The organism is Streptomyces sp. NPDC002896 (assembly GCF_040295225.1).
In the GTDB taxonomy this organism is placed as follows: Bacteria; Actinomycetota; Actinomycetes; order Streptomycetales; family Streptomycetaceae; genus Streptomyces.
This window is the reverse complement of sequence record NZ_JBEOVA010000030.1, coordinates 39,793-54,732: the sequence shown is the minus strand read 5'-3', so window position 1 is coordinate 54,732 and position 14,940 is coordinate 39,793. Positions and strand designations below refer to the sequence as shown.

General features: G+C 69.7%; 12 protein-coding genes and 3 pseudogenes. 9 read left to right on the top strand and 6 right to left on the bottom strand.

The window, feature by feature from the left end; translation table 11 throughout:
• The first annotated feature begins 82 nt into the window (after positions 1-82).
• Entirely contained in the window at positions 83-1,612 is a 1,530-nt protein-coding gene (locus ABT009_RS37185; protein ID WP_351305378.1) for an APC family permease, read from the top strand.
• 282 nt (positions 1,613-1,894) lie between these two features.
• Here the strand turns inward: ABT009_RS37185 and ABT009_RS37180 are convergent.
• Positions 1,895-2,078, bottom strand: a pseudogene (locus ABT009_RS37180) (hypothetical protein); the annotation flags it as partial.
• Between the two features lie 266 nt (positions 2,079-2,344).
• On the opposite strand from ABT009_RS37180, the pseudogene ABT009_RS47555 reads away from it, so the two are divergent.
• A pseudogene (locus ABT009_RS47555) lies at positions 2,345-2,629 on the top strand (hypothetical protein); the annotation flags it as partial.
• Positions 2,630-2,688: 59 nt separating this feature from the next.
• On the opposite strand, the pseudogene ABT009_RS37175 reads toward ABT009_RS47555, so the two are convergent.
• Positions 2,689-2,778, bottom strand: a pseudogene (locus tag ABT009_RS37175) (DNA-binding response regulator); the annotation flags it as partial.
• Here ABT009_RS37175 and ABT009_RS37170 point away from each other — a divergent pair.
• The 7 genes from ABT009_RS37170 (at position 2,758) to ABT009_RS37140 (ending at position 9,534) form a co-directional block, all read left to right on the top strand.
• Entirely contained in the window at positions 2,758-3,459 is a 702-nt protein-coding gene (locus tag ABT009_RS37170; RefSeq protein WP_351305377.1) for a phosphotriesterase family protein, read from the top strand. The pseudogene ABT009_RS37175 and the gene ABT009_RS37170 overlap by 21 nt on opposite strands.
• 208 nt (positions 3,460-3,667) lie before the next feature.
• A complete protein-coding gene (locus ABT009_RS37165; RefSeq protein WP_351305375.1) occupies positions 3,668-4,798 on the top strand; it encodes an extracellular solute-binding protein in 1,131 nt (376 codons plus the stop codon).
• A 25-nt stretch (positions 4,799-4,823) separates the two neighbouring features.
• Positions 4,824-5,714: an ABC transporter permease gene (locus tag ABT009_RS37160; RefSeq protein ID WP_351305373.1), complete on the top strand. Its 891-nt coding sequence runs from the start codon at positions 4,824-4,826 to the stop codon at positions 5,712-5,714.
• A 2-nt stretch (positions 5,715-5,716) separates the two neighbouring features.
• Positions 5,717-6,658, top strand: a complete 942-nt coding sequence (locus ABT009_RS37155) for an ABC transporter permease (RefSeq protein ID WP_351305371.1) — start codon at positions 5,717-5,719, stop codon at positions 6,656-6,658.
• Complete coding sequence (locus tag ABT009_RS37150; protein WP_351305369.1) at positions 6,655-7,683, top strand: ABC transporter ATP-binding protein; 1,029 nt, start codon at positions 6,655-6,657, stop codon at positions 7,681-7,683. The genes ABT009_RS37155 and ABT009_RS37150 overlap by 4 nt, the downstream gene beginning before the upstream one ends.
• 22 nt (positions 7,684-7,705) lie before the next feature.
• Positions 7,706-8,710 (top strand): phosphotriesterase family protein, encoded by a 1,005-nt coding sequence (locus ABT009_RS37145; protein WP_351305368.1) that lies wholly within the window; start codon positions 7,706-7,708, stop codon positions 8,708-8,710.
• Entirely contained in the window at positions 8,707-9,534 is an 828-nt protein-coding gene (locus tag ABT009_RS37140; protein ID WP_351305366.1) for an N-acyl homoserine lactonase family protein, read from the top strand. The genes ABT009_RS37145 and ABT009_RS37140 overlap by 4 nt, the downstream gene beginning before the upstream one ends.
• Here ABT009_RS37140 and ABT009_RS37135 read toward each other — a convergent pair.
• From ABT009_RS37135 to ABT009_RS37120, 4 genes are all read right to left on the bottom strand, one after another.
• Complete coding sequence (locus tag ABT009_RS37135) at positions 9,501-10,121, bottom strand: cysteine hydrolase family protein (RefSeq protein WP_351305364.1); 621 nt, start codon at positions 10,119-10,121, stop codon at positions 9,501-9,503. The two genes, ABT009_RS37140 and ABT009_RS37135, sit on opposite strands and share 34 nt — an antisense overlap.
• Before the next feature lie 67 nt (positions 10,122-10,188).
• Positions 10,189-11,616: a glutamine synthetase family protein gene (locus ABT009_RS37130; RefSeq protein ID WP_351305362.1), complete on the bottom strand. Its 1,428-nt coding sequence runs from the start codon at positions 11,614-11,616 to the stop codon at positions 10,189-10,191.
• A 5-nt stretch (positions 11,617-11,621) separates the two neighbouring features.
• Entirely contained in the window at positions 11,622-12,965 is a 1,344-nt protein-coding gene (locus ABT009_RS37125; RefSeq protein ID WP_351305360.1) for a Rieske 2Fe-2S domain-containing protein, read from the bottom strand.
• Positions 12,962-14,893, bottom strand: a complete 1,932-nt coding sequence (locus ABT009_RS37120; RefSeq protein WP_351305358.1) for a primary-amine oxidase — start codon at positions 14,891-14,893, stop codon at positions 12,962-12,964. Before ABT009_RS37120 ends, ABT009_RS37125 begins: the two co-directional genes overlap by 4 nt.
• Positions 14,894-14,940: the final 47 nt, after the last annotated feature.

Sequence of the window (14,940 nt, the reverse complement as noted above, 5' to 3'; positions counted from 1 at the left end):
TACATGAACGCTTGTGGGCTTGTGCGGCGGCGGCAGATCATGGCCGGATCTCACCCGTATCACGAGCACACAGGAGCTCCCGGTGGCCGCTGACCAAATAACTTCCGAGCCGGCCGACGCGCCGGCAGCAGCCCAGACGGAGCGGCAGAAGCTGCGCAAGCACTTCCGCCGCTTCGACATCCTTTTCTTCCTCCTCTGCACCATCGTCGGGGTGGACACCATCGGCACCGTGGCCTCGTCCGGTGCCGAGGCCTTCACCTGGCTCATCGTGCTGGCCGTCGTGTTCTTCGTGCCCTCCGCGCTACTGACCGCCGAACTCGGGGCCGCGTTCCCCGACGAGGGCGGTCCCTACATCTGGACCAGTCGGGCTTTCGGGCGACTCGCGGGTGCCGTCAACAACTTCCTGTACTGGATCACCAATCCGGTGTGGCTCGGCGGCACGCTCTCCGTTTCCGCCGTCACGGCCTACACCACCTTCTTCAACGACGGGAAGGACCTGAGCACCCCGGCCTTCTACGCCTTCACCCTCGTGTTCGTCTGGGTGGGCGTGCTCGCCGCGATCCTCTCCTTCGACGTCGGCAAGTGGATTCCCACCGTCGGCGCCTGGAGCCGTTTCATCCTCCTCGGCCTGTTCACCGTCACCGTCGTGGTGTACGGCATCCAGCACGGCCTGCACGGATTCGGGATCGGCGACTTCTCCCCGACCTACGTGGGATTCGTCGGCCTGGTGCCCGTCCTGATGTTCAACTACGTCGGTTTCGAGTTGCCCAACACCGCCGGCGACGAGATGACAGACGCTCAGAAGGACGTACCCTTCGCCATCTTCCGCAGCGCCGGCCTCGCCGTTCTGCTGTACGCGCTGCCGATCCTCGGCATCCTGCTCGTCCTGCCGGTCAAGGCCATCACTGGCCTCGGCGGATTCATCGACGCGATCCGGCAGGTCTTCACCGTGTACGGCGGCCACGTCGCCACCGACGGCACCGCCACGCTCAGCGGCGCCGGCAGCCTGCTCGGGGACCTCGCCGCGATCATGTTCATCGTCACGGTGCTGTCCTCCGGCGTCACTTGGGTCATGGGCTCCGACCGCGCACTCGCCGTCTCCGGCTACGACGGCGCCGCGCCCCGCTTCCTCGGCGTCATCTCCAGCCGGTTCGGCACCCCGGTACGGGTCAACATCCTCAGCGGGGTGGTCTCCACCGTCGTCCTGGTCCTGGCCCACGAACTGACCAACGGCAGCGCCGCCAAGCTCTTCGGCGCCGTCCTCGGCCTCGCCGTCTCCACCACCCTCGTCAGCTACCTGGGCATCTTCCCGGCGCTCGCGGTACTGCGCCGCAAGGCCCCGGACGTACCCCGGCCCTACAAAGCACCCTTCCCCCGCACTATCAGCGTGGTGCTCACCCTGCTCGTCCTGTTCGCCAGCATGCAACTGGTCGCCCCCGGACTCGGCGACCACTGGTTCGGCTCCGACTACGCGCCGGACGGCTGGAGTTACGGCGAGCGCTGGAAGTACCTGCTGACGGAGGCCGTCCCGCTCGTCGGGTTCATACTCCTCGGCGTGCTCTTCTGGGCACTGGGCAAGCCGACCCGCACGTCACCTGCCGCCAAGGAATAGCACACGGGATCTCGACAGCGATGGCGGGCACGAGTCCCATCCTGCCCCCAGCGCCTCCGCCCGGCTCAGCCAAGGGTGCCTGTACCGTTCGAAAACTCGTCGCTGCTGGTCATGCCGCATAGAGCATCACGGTCGCGACATAGCCCTTGAACACCTGCGGCCCGGGCTGCTGCGCAGGCGGACCTCTCGGCCAATCGTCCGGTTCCACTGCCCGGCAGAGAAGATCTGCCTCGCCGCTGGTCCCCTTCGGACGTCCGGAGGCCGCAGCATTCTCCCCTCACATGGGAGTGAGCTGTGCGGTGCAGTGGGCAACGACGGCGGCGAATTCCTCTTGGGTTACAAAGGCACCCTGTATACGGGTTGGACTGTCCGCGCCCGCTGGCAGGAATAGTCCATCGCCCTTGCCGATGAGCTTCTCCGCACCGGGCTGGTCGAGGACGACCCGCGAGTCGGCGAGGGACATGGTGACGTCATCACCCCATTGCGATCAGCTAATGGTGCGGCGTTACGCGCCGACCGCGGTTGCCGAGCCCGTTGACCTGACGGTGTGAGCTGGTCGATGGCGCGTTGAGCACCCTCTTGCGCGCCCTCCGGCCAGGGACGAAAGTGATCACACTCCACGCCGCCGGTCCGGTGCACGCAGGTCGGGCATCCGCTCCCGGACGTGCACCGGCACCCGTAGCCGCCACGACGTCAGGCCGTTCCCACGCAGCCCATCCGCCAGGAGGACGCATGATCGAGACAGTGCTCGGCCCCATCGAGGCCACGGCGCTCGGCGCCGCATCGATGCACGAACACCTGCTCAGCGACGCCCGGGTGCTGCGCAGCCGCGCGCGTGAGCCGCTTCCCGACGATCCTCGCGTGACCATGGAGAACCTCGGTTTCATCCGCTGGAATCTGCTCGCGCTCGACGACAATCTGGTCCTGGACGACACGGAACTGGCCGCGGAAGAACTGCGGATCGGCCAGGCTCTGGGACAGTCGGCGGTGGTCGATCTGACGTCGTGGGGGCTCGGCCCGCGGTACGCCGAGCTCCCGGCGCTTTCCCGCACGGCCGGCATGCACATCGTGGTCGGGCCCTCGCCGGCGAGCTCGGTGATGGTCTTGATCAGCGCGTCCGCGTCGCCCACGCCCGCGACGACCTCGTGCCCGCGGTCGGTCAGCAACCGGGTCAGGCCCTCCCTGAGTACGGCGCCTACCTCGCCCGCTCGCATCCCAAGTGGTTCGCCGAACTCGACGAGGAGGCGCTGGAGGAGCTCTTCCACGGCGCGCTGACCAAGGAGATACCCGGCGAGGGGTTCCGGGCCGCGCTGCTCGGCATCCTCGGGACGAGCGCGGAGATCCTCCCGGCGGAGGGGCGGGTGCTGCGGGCCGCCGGGCGGGCGGCCGCGCGCTGCGGTGCCGCGGTCGGCGTGCGGCTGGACCCGGCAGCGCGACTGGGCACCGATGTGCTGCGCCTGCTGGAGCGGGAGGGCACTCCCGCCGAGCGAGTGGTGTTCTGCAATGTCGACGAGTTCATGGACATGCCCTACCTGGCCGAACTCGCGGACGCCGGGGCGACCTTGGAGTGGTGCTTCGGCAACGAGGCGTACTACCGGGACGGCTACAAGGACGCCACCGACGCCGAACGTCTCGACGTGCTCTGTCAGTTCCTTGCCGACGGCTACGCCGACCGGATCGTGCTCGGCTGCTCGGTGTGGACCAAGAGCCAGCTCCGCCGCTACGGCGGTATGGGATACGGGCATCTGCTGAGCCGGATCGCTCCCGTGCTGCGCTCCCGCGGAGTGCCCGGGGAACAGCTGGACACGATGCTCGTGACGGGCCCTCGGCGGCTGCTCGACCGCTGAACACGGGGCCGGCGCCGGAGAATCGGGACGGCACGGTTCGGGGCAGTCGCTCGACGGTTCGGGGGCATCGGCTCGGCGCAACCCAAGTACCCACCCAGCGCGCTTATTTACATCCCCGAAACCCGAAAATTGGATCCATGTTCGTAGAGTCTGGATCCTGGTCAGCCGGTTCCCCGGCGCTCGTCCTCTTGGCAAGGAGCGCAAGGCAATGTCCGACACCTCCACCGTATCCGCGATGTCACGCAGGTCGTTCCTGAACAGAGCCGCCATGGGAGCGGGTGCCCTCACGCTTCCCGGGCTGCTCTCGGCGTGCGGTTCGCAGTCGGCGGGCACCGCCGCCAGCAAGGCCACCAGCGGGCCGCTCGCCGACCTCACCAGCACGTCGGTCGTCTACGGCGACTTCGGCGGGACCACTCGCGAAGCCCGCAACAAGGCGTTCTTCCAGTCCTTCACCAAGGAGACCGGCGTCAAGGTCGCCGCGACCGTCACCGTCGACGCCGTACAGGCCAAGATGGAGAAAGGCGAGAAGGGCACCTTCGACGCCCTGCCTGCCGGGCAGTACGAGCTCTACCGGTCACTGGCCTACGACTCGATCGAGAAGTTGCCGTCCGATGTGACCCGGAACGACCAGTTGGAGGAGAAGGCACAGCCCTACTCGTGGGGCACCTTCGTCACCGCCAACACCCAGGCGTATCTGAACAAGACCTTCTCGGACGGGCGCGGACCGCAGTCCTGGGAGGAGTTCTGGGACGTGAAGAAGTTCCCCGGCAAGCGCGGCTGGCCGGGCACCGGGTACGCGTTCGAGGGCACCGTCGAGGCTGCTCTGCTGGCGGACGGTGTCGCCCCGGAGGACCTGTACCCGCTGGACTGGGAGCGCGGCTTCGCCAAGCTCGACGAGCTGCGCCCGCATCTGGTGTTCTACACCGAGTTCCCGCAGGTCCAGCAGTTCCTGATCTCCAGTACGGTGTCGGTCGCCAAGGCGCCTTCGGGACTGTTCTTCGCGCTCAACGCCAAGGGGACGCCCACCACGGTGGTGATGAACGAGGCGTTCCAGTCCCCCAACATCTCCATCACTCCCAAGGGCGCGCCGCACAAGGACACCGCCTTCGCGCTCGCGGAGTGGATGGCCGATGCCAAGCGGCAGGCCGACTTCGCGGCGCTGACCGGCTACGGACCGGGCAACGAGGCCGCGTTCGAGTACATGTCAGCCGACCTGAAGAAGCAGGTCGTCAACAGCCCGGCGAACAACAAGATCAGTATCCGGGCGGACAACACGGCGATTGCCAAGATCTACGACGAGTACGTCTCGCGCTACACCAAGTGGCTGGCCAAGAAATGACGGGCCGTTGGGAAGTGCGTGGGTCATGGACGTCGTGACGGTACAAGAGGCGACCGGGCAGGACACCCTTGCTCGAGAGGCGCGGAGCGGTCCGCGGGGCCGGCTGCTGGAGGGGAACGGACTGCGGTGGCTGCTGCTGCCGCCGGCCGCCGTCCTGCTGGTGATGCTGGCCGTCCCGGTCGGCATGCTCCTGGACACAGGATTGAGCAACGGCGGTGTGTTCGGCGAGGTGCTCGGCGACGAGGTCTTCCAGGGCGCGGCCGTCCGCACCCTGGTGATGTCCGTCGTCGTGACGGTCTGCGCCGTCGCTCTGGGCACGTTGTACGCGCTCGGCGTGTGGGCGGCGCCACGGTGGGCGGCGGGCGTCCTGCTCGGTGCCCTGTTCCTCACCCTGTGGACCTCCGTACTGGTGCGCTCCTTCGCCTGGGTCCTGCTGGATCTGCCCACCGGAGCGCTGTACTGGGTGCTGAACAGCCTCGGTCTGCGGGACACCCCGCTGGCCGTCTACCAGACGTCGGCGGCCGCCTATCCGGCAATGGTCCATGTGATGCTGCCGTACGTGGTGCTGCCGGTGCATGTTGCGATCGGCAAGCTCGACGACCGGCTGATCAAGGCGGCCCGGGTGTTCGGCGCGCGGCCGCTGCTGGTGGCCAGGAAGGTCGTACTGCCGCAGCTGCGGCCTGCCATGATCTCCGGCGGTGTGCTGGTCTTCATCATGTCGCTCGGCTTCTACGTGACACCTCTCATGCTGGGCTCTCCCCAGGACCTCACCGTGGCCGGCTATATCGACCAGATGTTCAACGGGGCGGACCAGGCGGAGGCAGCGGCGGCGATGAGCGTCATCCTGCTCGCCGCGGTCGTCGTGATCTATCTGGCGGCCGACCGGATCTTCCGGGTGAGCGAGCGGTGGGAGTAACGATGTCGTCGACCGTACCGACGCAGTCCGTGACGGATCCGTCCGTGCCGGCCCGCCCGGCACCGCAGCCATCCGCACGACTCGCTGCACCTGGCCGGCGTGGGCCGGCCGAGCCGCAGTCGCGTGCCGCGCAGGCCCGGCTCGCCCTGGGGCCGCTATGGGTGCTCGCCGTCGCGGCCGCGGCTCTGCTCTGCTGTTTCCTGCTGCTGCCGTTCGCGGTGCTGCTGACCACCTCGTGGACCGGCGGCGAGTTCCTCACCTTCCCGCCGCAAGGCTTCTCGCTGCGCTGGTACCAGGCCCTGTTCGCCGACACGATGTGGACCAGCTCGTTCTGGATGTCGATCGGGGTGGCTTCGGTGGCCACCCTGGTGGCCACGGCGCTCGGCGCCAGTGCGGCGCTGGCGATGGCCCGGCTGCGGTCCGCCCGCTGGTCGCGGCCACTGCGCACGCTGTTCGTGCTGCCGATGGCAATCCCGCTGGTCGCGTACGCGCTCGGACTGTACGACGTGGTCCTGCGGTTGCCTGCGCTGCAGACCTCGCTGGCGCCCCTGGTCCTGGGCGAGGCCGTGATCGCGTTCCCGGTGGTCTTCGTCCTGCTGAGCGGGGCACTGGCACGGGTCGATCCGGCGCTGCGGTCGGCCGCGCAGACCATGGGTGCCCGCTGGCCGACCGTGGTGTGGCGGGTGGAGCTGCCGCTGCTGCGCGGCACCCTCGCGGCCGGGGCGCTGTTCGCGTTCAACTCCGCCTTCGACGAGGTGGTGCTGTCGGTGTTCCTCATTCCGCCGGGGCAGACCGCGACCTTCCCGCTGCAGATGCTCAACGCCTCCCGCGAGGCCATCTCACCGATGCTGACCGCCGCGTCCACGCTCGTCTCGTTCGTCGCCCTGGCAGTGCTGGGCGGCGCCGGGCTGCTCAACCGCCGCAAGGAATCGAGGCCTTCATGACCGTGTCGCTCCGGCTCGACGACATCCATGTCACGCTCGGCGGGAACAAGATCCTGCACGGGGTGTCGATGGACATCAAGGCCGGCGAGTTCGTGACCCTGCTCGGCCCCAGCGGCAGCGGGAAGTCCACCACGCTGAACGCGGTGGCGGGACTCGCCCAACCGGACTCGGGCGCCGTCCTGTTCGACGGTGAGGACGTCACCCGGGTCCCTCCGCACAGCCGGGACATCGCCGTGGTCTTCCAGTCGTACGCCCTGTTCCCGCATATGACGGTCGCGGAGAACGTGGCGTTCCCGCTGCTGACCCAGGGCCGCCCGAAGAGGGAGCGGCTGGCGACGGCCGAACGGATGCTGGAACTGGTCCGGCTGCCCGGTATGGGCGGCCGGCGGCCCGCCCAGCTGTCCGGCGGCCAGCAGCAGCGAGTGGCGCTGGCCCGGGCGCTGGCGGCCGAGCCCCGCGTGCTGCTCCTCGACGAGCCGATGGCGGCCCTGGACCGGGGGCTGCGCGAGTCGATGCAGGTCGAGATCAAGCGGCTGCAGAGCAGTCTGGGCATCACCACGGTCGCGGTCACCCATGACCAGACCGAGGCGCTGACCATGTCGGACCGCGTGGCGATCATGCGGGACGGCCGCATCGAGCAGTTCGGCACCCCGGAGGAGCTGTATCAGCGACCCGCGTCCGAGTTCATCGCCACCTTCCTGGGCGAGGCCAACCTGGTGCGCGTGACCGACGGAAAGCTCGCCGGGTTCGGAGTGCCGGTGAGCGGTACAGGAACCGCCGTGCTACGGCCCGAGGACCTGCGCATCGCGGAGCACGACGGGTCCGGGCCCGCGCTGGAGGGCGTGCTGCGGCTGAAGGTCTTCCAGGGCGCCAGGTTCCGCCTGGAGGTCGAGCACTCCGAACTCGGCACGCTTGTGGTGAGCCTGCCCGGTGACGCCGATGTGTCCGGGCTCAGCCACGGCAGCGCTGTCCGGCTGTCCTGTGGTCAGGGCGGCGGCCGCGTACCCCATGTGATCGGCGCCTGAGGACAGCCCGAGGAGAGAGAACATGCCCGTCCACACCGTGCTCGGCCCCATCGAACCCGAGGAGCTGGGCCCCACCTCGATGCATGAGCACCTCCTGATGAAGGCGGATGTCTGGGCCAAGTCGGCGGGTTCGGGCAGGAGGCCGGGTCCGGCCGACATGGCGCGGCTGCGCTGGGACGCTCTGGTCCCGGAGAACCTGCTCCTGGACGACCCCGAAGTCGCTCTCGACGAGATGCGGGCGGCCCGCGCCGCCGGCGGCTCGGCCGTCCTGGACCTGACCTGCGAGGGCAAGAACCGGCAGGTGGCTGAGCTGCCGCGGATATCCCGCGAGAGCGGCATGACGGTCATGGTCGGCTGCGGCTTCTACGTCGAGCAGACCCACCCCGACCGCATCCGGGGCCTGGACACCGACGGGCTCACCCAGGCCCTTCTGGACGAGCTGGACCACGGCATCGACGGCACCGGCATCCGCCCCGCCCTGATCGGCGAGGTCGGCACCAACCACCCGCCCACCGAACGCGAGTGGCAGCTGATCCGTGCCTCGGGACGGGCCGGCGCGGCCCGCGGGGCGGCCGTGAGCATGCATCTGTCGTGGCGCGGCGCCGACGGCCTGGACATTCTGGAGGCGCTGGTCGCCGAGGGCATGCCCGTGGACCGCGTGATCCTCGGCCACATGGACGAGCACTTCGACCGCGGCTACCACCGGGCGGCCCTGCAGGCGGGCGCGGTCCTCGGCTACGACACCTTCGGAAACGAGCTGTTCTACGGATCCCGCACGGTGCGTACGCCCTTCGACCACGAGCGGCTCGACATGGTGGAGTGGTTGCTGTCCGAGGGCGGCGCGGATCAGCTGGTGATCGGCTGCGATGTCTGGTGCCAGGCGAACCTCCGCAAGAATGGCGGATACGGCTACGAGCACCTGTTCGCCCGGATCGCGCCGGCCATCCTCGACATCGCGGGCGGCGACCCGAAAGTCCTGGACACGATCCTGCTGGACACCCCGCGCCGTCTGCTGAATCGCCCATGACCAGGCACGGGGTGCGGCGCGTGGTGCCGCTGCTGCTGGGCTGGGAGGAGCTGCCCAAGTCGGTGTCGGTCCATGGTGCCGCGTACGAGGAGCGGCTGCGCGAGCCGGTGCCCGCGGTGCTCCTGGAGTGCGACGGGGGGTGGCTGCTGCTGGACACCGGCTTCAACACGGCTCTGATCCGAGATCCCGCGCTGCGCCGCCGCTTCTACGGTTCGCCCGCCTACCAGCCCGTGCTGCCGGGGCCTGGCGAGCCGCTGTTGGAGGCTCTGGAGGCAGTCGGGGTCGCCATCGACGACATCCGCGCGGTGGCGGTCAGCCATCTGCACGCCGACCATGCAGGCGGCCTGAAGCACTTCGCGGGCAAGGTGCCGGTCCACATCCAGCGAGCCGAGCTGGCATACGGGCTGTCCGGGCAGCCCGAGGTGGAGCGCAACACGATCTACCGGGTCGACTTCGACGATCCGCGGATCGACTGGCGGCAGGCCGACGGCGACACCGAGATCGCACCGGGGGTGACGGCCCTGCTGACGGCCGGGCACACCCCGGGCCATCAGAGCTTCCTGGTGGATCTCGCGGACGGCGGCGGCTTCGTTTTCGCCTTCGATGCCGCCGATCTGACCGAGAACATCGAGCACGAGCGGCCGTGCGGCACCGCCATCGGGGTCGAGCCGGCCGCGACGCTGGAGCCGATCCTCAGGCTCAAGCGTCTGGCGGCCGAACGCGGCTACCAGCTCGTCCCCGGCCACGACCCGGTGGCATGGCCGGAACTGATGAGACGTCAGACGGCCTGTCAGGACTCGGCCTTCTCCCGGCCGCCGAAGTAGTCGAGTATCTCCGCACTGGAGACCAGCGCGTCCCGCTGGAGGTAGGCGATGGCCTCCAGCGAGGCGTCATGGGCGCGCTGCGACGATCCGCCCACCACATCGGTCACCACCTTGAGGTGGTAGTCGTGCTGGTGTGCGTCGACCGCGGTGTAGTGGATGCACACGTCCGTCAGACCGCCGATGAGGATGACCGTGTCCGTCTTGTAGGCCTTGAGCACGATCTCCAGTTCGGTGCCGAAGAAGGCCGAGTAGCGGCGCTTGCGGACCACGAACTCGTCGGGCCGTGGGTCCAGGCCGTCGGCGATCTCGGTACGCGGGTCGCCCTCAATGCAGTGCGGTCCCTCGGCGCCGTCCAGCTCACGGCCGATGTCGACGAGGGACGGCTTGTGCACTTCCTGGATGAAGACGACGGGGACCCGGTGCGCCCGGGCCGAGTCGACCAGCGCGATCGCGCGGGGCAGGCGGGTGGCGGCGCCTCCCATGGTGGGGATGCCGCTTCCGCCGGCCGCTCCGCTGCCGGTGCCGGCGCCGCTGCTGACCCCCTGGATGTCCACGACGACGAGGACGGGATTACCTACGACCTGCATTTCTCTCTCCTCAACAGGCGGCGGAGCGCCTGGCACCCGGGACATCACCGGTGCCAGGCGCTGCACGTCAGAACATCCGGAAGTACTCGCGCTGCTCCCAGTCGGTCGTCTCCCGCTCGAAACGAGCCACCTCGGAACGCTTCACGGCGAGGTAGTAGTCGACGAAGGCATCCCCCAGCCCGGACCGCAGCCCGCTGTCGGCGTCCAGCGCGTCCAGCGCCTCGCCGAGAGTGCGGGGCAGCGGCGGGGCATCGGCGGCGTACGGCTCGTCGACCGAGGGCCCCGGGTCCAGGCCGCGTGCCATGCCGTCCAGACCGGCCGCCAGCTGTGAGGCCAGATAGAGATACGGATTGGCGGCGGGCTCCCCCACCCGGTTCTCCAGCCGTACCTGGCCCTGAGCATGGCCCACTACCCGCACCATCGCGCCGCGGTTGTCGCGGCCCCACACACAGCGGTCGGGTGCCAGCGAGTTCGGCTGGTAGCGCTTGTAGCCGTTGAGCGTGGGCGTGCTGAACGCGCTGGCACCGCGGGCGTGGTCGAGCAGCCCGCCGAGAAAGGCGCGCCCGTCGGTGGACAGGTCATCGGCCGGATCCTCTGGCGTGAAGACGCCCTCGCCGTCGCGCAACAGGCTCTGGTGCAGATGCCATCCGCTCGAGAACGACTGCGGCAGATGGGGCCGGCACATGAAGGTGGCGTGGTAACCATGGCGCCGGGCCACCTGTTTGACGGCGCTGCGCAGCAGCAGCGCCGAGTCGGCCGTCTCCAGGCCAACGCCCGGCTGGAGCGTCACCTCGACCTGGCTCGGCCCGAACTCGATCTCCAGGGTGCGCACCGGCAGCCCCAGGGCGGCCAGTTCACGGTGGAGCACAGCGAGAACGGGTTCGGCCTCGTCGAAGCGGAGTTCGCTCAGATACTGGTGGCCGTGGAACAGCGGGGCCACCTCGGGCGGGCTGCCGGGGCTGCCGATCTGTCCGAGGTCGCCGGGGGCGAGCGCCGGATCGGTCAACCGGTAGAGGTGGAACTCGAGTTCCAGACCGGTGACGTAGGACAGGCCCTGTCCGGCTGCCTGGTCGAGCGTGCGGCGGAGGAGTCCCCGGCTGCATAGCGGAACCGGTGTGCCATCCGCGAAGTACAGATCGCACAGCAGCCAGCCGGTGCCCGGCACCCAGGGCAGTGCCCGGAACGTCGTGGGGTCGGGCACCATCAGCATGTCCGCCGCCCCCTTGAGGCCTTGCAGCCCCAGCGGCGCGTCGGCTCCGAACACCGGGACGACGGTGCGCCCCGAGGTGTCCTTGGCGAGCAGCGAGGAGGCGATACCGGTGCCGTCGCGCAGGACATGGGGCAGTTCGGCGGCGGTGACGGTCTTCCCGCGCAGCAGCCCGTGCTGGTCGGCGAAGACGACCCGGACGAGATCAAGTCCCTCACGTCCGGACAACTTCTCTGCGGCCTCGACCTGTTCGTCGTTCCACAGGCCGTGCCGGTCGATGAATCCCATCCCGACTACCGTGCGGCCTGCGGGACGCCGGCCCAGGGGCTGGCGGACCGCCGTTCGGTGGTGACCTTGTCCCAGTGGGCCTCCCAGTCCTCGCTCGGACCGACCCCGTCCAGGGCGACGGGGCCGCGGAAGGCGGCGGCCTCCTCCTCGTCCGCGGTCACGAACCGGGGGGTCTCGCCGCGCTCGACCGTGCCGATCGCCTCGGCGAGCAGCTTGCGGTACGTGGTGATGCCCCGGTCGGAGCTGCCGAGGTGTTCGCGGGTGCGGTCCTGGATGGCGCCCTGGCCTTCGACCGCCCACTGGTCGTGGACGTTGATGTCGGTGCCGAGCCCGGTGTAGGTGAGGTCGCGCTGTTCCCGGGGGTCGTAGCCGTAGTTGTTGCCGCGGTGGAAGACCGGCCGGTAGTCGGGCAGGGTCACGGCGGCGACCCGCTGCCGGCGCATCTCGGCCTGGTCGACCTCGCCGGTGAGGCTGGTGAAGACGGCGTACCAGTAGCAGGAGGTGTCATCGATGGGCACGTGCCACTGGGTGATGGCCATGTCCGCGGACATCGGGATGTGGAAGGCGTGCGGGAACACCTGGTGGGTGACCCGGACATGGGTGTGGGAGCCGTCCAGGCCGGGTCCGTCCAGGCGGCGCAGTGCGGTCAGCCGCATCCCGTAGTCGGTGCGCTGCACGTCGATGCGCGGGCGCGGGTACTCCCGGAGGATCTTGGTCATGGGCAGTTCGGTGCCCTGGGAGGCGGCCCGGAACTGCTTGCCGTAGCTCTCTTCCGGGTCCTCGTCGACGAAGAACCGGTGCAGATAGGAGGCGTGCGCCGGGTCGATGCCGACTTCCAGGGCCTGCAACCAGTTGCAGTCGAGGTGGCCTTTCCAGGCGAAGGTGTACGCCTCAGGGGCGGCGAAGCAGTCGAGTGCGGGGAACGCCGGCGGCTCGCCGGGGCCGAGGTAGCCCCACACGATGCCGTTGCGTTCCTGGACGGGGTACGAGCCCAGCCGCACCTTGGAGGGGAAGAGGCTGCCCTCGGGCTCGGCGGGCATCTCCAGGCAGCGCCCGCCGGCCGCGAACAGCCAGCCGTGGAAGACGCAGCGCAGCCCGCCGTCCTCCAGCCGGGCGAGCGCCAGATCGGCGCCACGGTGCGGGCAGCCCCGGTCCACCAGGCCGAGGTGCCCTTCCTCGTCGCGGAAGAGAACCAGGTCCTGGCCCAGCACCCGCGGGGTCACCAGGGGCCGCTCGCCGTCGAGTTCCTCGGCGAGCGCCACGGGCTGCCAGTAGCGGCGCATCCACTCCCCGGCGGGGGTGCCTGAGCCGGTACGGGTCAGCCGGATGTTGTCCTGCTCGCGCATCATGCGTCTCCTGAGTGGCAGCAGCCGCCCGCGGCGGGCGCGGAGTGGCCGCGCGGGACGGGCACGTCGAGAGCGGGGTTGCGGTCGAAGAACCCGTCGGGCTCCAGCCGCAGGCGTGCCTTGGCGACCGGCATCACGGGCCAGTCCTCGGGCCGCGGGTAGTGGTGCGAGCCGACGACCGCCCACAGCACCAGTTCGGCCGGGTCCAAGGAGCGGTCCTCGCGCTGCCAGACCTGGACGCCGTCGCTGCCCGGCTCGGCCTGATTGGGGTACTCGCCGCCGACATGGCGCCGGTCGGGGTCGTAGGCGGTGGCCCACAGGTGCCGGGAGACGAACGGGGCGCGGCGGGCGCAGACGCTGTTCTCACGCACCGGCAGCCGGGCGGTGTTCTCCACGTGCAGCCGGTACGCGGTCGGCTCGCCCATCCGATTGGTCGCCTCGGCGCTCTCGACGCGCCAGTGCAGTGCCCGCGAGGCATCGTTCGTGCGGGCCGCATCGGACTCGCTGGTGATGGGGGTGGCGAGGGTGCGCACCGCGTTGCCGTACGGGTCCAGGCCCGGGTCCGGTTCAGGCTGGGCGGTGACCTCCTTGAGACGGCACAGAGGTCCGTCGACGGCCATGTCCAAGCGTACGGCGAAGAAGTGCTGGTGGTTGGTGACGGCGACATTGGGGGCGACCCGGCGGGCGTAGGCGGGGTTCTCGTCGTCGTGGATGCCGGTGGCCGAGAGGATCCCGGTCATCTTGATCTCCAGGCCGATGGCGCCGTCCTGGTAGAACGACCAGTAGAAGCCGTAGTCGTAATTGGCGACGGTGACGAAGGTGGAGACGATCAGGCGCCGGGAGCGGCGCACGTCGGTGCGGCCGGTGCGGCCGTTGTGGTGCTTCCAGAGGATGCCGTCGTCCTCCTCGTGCATGCAGATGGCGTTGGGGATAACACGGGGTTCGCCGTCGCCGCCGAGGACAGCCGCGTCGAAGTAGTGGATGACACCGAGGCAGTCGCAGCCCAGTTCAAGGGCGTTGGTGAGAGGGCCGCCGCCGTACTCGCCCCAGTCGAAGAAGTTCTTGCGGTACTGGGTGGAGGCCGGGTCGAAGTACGGCACGTACATCTCGTTGATGGCCAGGCGCTTCGCGATGGGCCGACCCGCGTAGGAGACGTCGTGCAGGACCAGGCCCTCGCGGTGGGTGAAGCCGATCCGCAGCGACCAGCCCTGCCAGTCGACTTCGTTGCCGGCGACCGTGAAGCTGGGCCCGTCCGGCTGGACCACGTCCAGGTCCCGCAGGCCGGGTCGCTCCGGGACGGTGCCGGCGTGGAAGTCACCCGGCTCGGTGGCGAGCGGCACGACACCGTGGTCCTCGATGTGCAGGACCTCCAGGCGTTCCATGTCGATGATGGGGACGACGCCCTGGACGGGTCGGGCGTAGCCGTTGTCGTCGGGGCTGGTGCGGTGCCAGACACTCCCCCAGGCCAGCCGCCGCCCCGCGTACTCGGGCGGTTCGAACCCGCCGATGGATTCGGGGTCGACCATGACCAGGTCCATGTCGTGGATGCCGCGCAGGGCCAGCGCCTCGCGGAAGCGGGGGTCGGCGCGCACCGCGGCCGCCGCGGCCCTGGCCTCCTCCGAACTGCAGCCGGGATTACGGGGGTCCAGCGGCCGCCAGGCCACGGCGCGCGGGTCCTCGCCGAGCACCAGGTCGACCTCGAAGGCCGCGCGGGTCGGGGGGTCCAGGACGACGGCGCGGGCCTGGCGGGGCTCGCCCGGGGTGGCGGTGCGGGCGTGGTGCTCGTCGAGGTTGACGCCCCAGAAGCGGGCGGTGGGGCCGATGCGCTCGTCGGCGCGCAACACCTTGACGGCGGCGGCCAGTTCGTCGGCAGTCAGCGGGTCGAGCGGATGCGAGGCCGCCTGGGCGGCCCGGGGGGCGAGGGTGCTCACGGTGTCTCTTCTCGTTCCGTCGTGATGCTGTGCCTGGCTGTGCCCGG

Bases quoted from the DNA above. Each gene is read 5' to 3' on its own strand.
- ABT009_RS37145 (WP_351305368.1), top strand. From the start codon at position 7,706: ATGCCCGTCCACACCGTGCTCGGCCCCATCGAACCCGAGGAGCTGGGC.
- ABT009_RS37130 (WP_351305362.1), bottom strand. From the start codon at position 11,616: ATGGGATTCATCGACCGGCACGGCCTGTGGAACGACGAACAGGTCGAG.
- ABT009_RS37150 (WP_351305369.1), top strand. From the start codon at position 6,655: ATGACCGTGTCGCTCCGGCTCGACGACATCCATGTCACGCTCGGCGGG.
- ABT009_RS37155 (WP_351305371.1), top strand. From the start codon at position 5,717: ATGTCGTCGACCGTACCGACGCAGTCCGTGACGGATCCGTCCGTGCCG.
- ABT009_RS37160 (WP_351305373.1), top strand. From the start codon at position 4,824: ATGGACGTCGTGACGGTACAAGAGGCGACCGGGCAGGACACCCTTGCT.
- ABT009_RS37125 (WP_351305360.1), bottom strand. From the start codon at position 12,965: ATGATGCGCGAGCAGGACAACATCCGGCTGACCCGTACCGGCTCAGGC.
- ABT009_RS37140 (WP_351305366.1), top strand. From the start codon at position 8,707: ATGACCAGGCACGGGGTGCGGCGCGTGGTGCCGCTGCTGCTGGGCTGG.
- ABT009_RS37135 (WP_351305364.1), bottom strand. From the start codon at position 10,121: ATGCAGGTCGTAGGTAATCCCGTCCTCGTCGTCGTGGACATCCAGGGG.
- ABT009_RS37165 (WP_351305375.1), top strand. From the start codon at position 3,668: ATGTCCGACACCTCCACCGTATCCGCGATGTCACGCAGGTCGTTCCTG.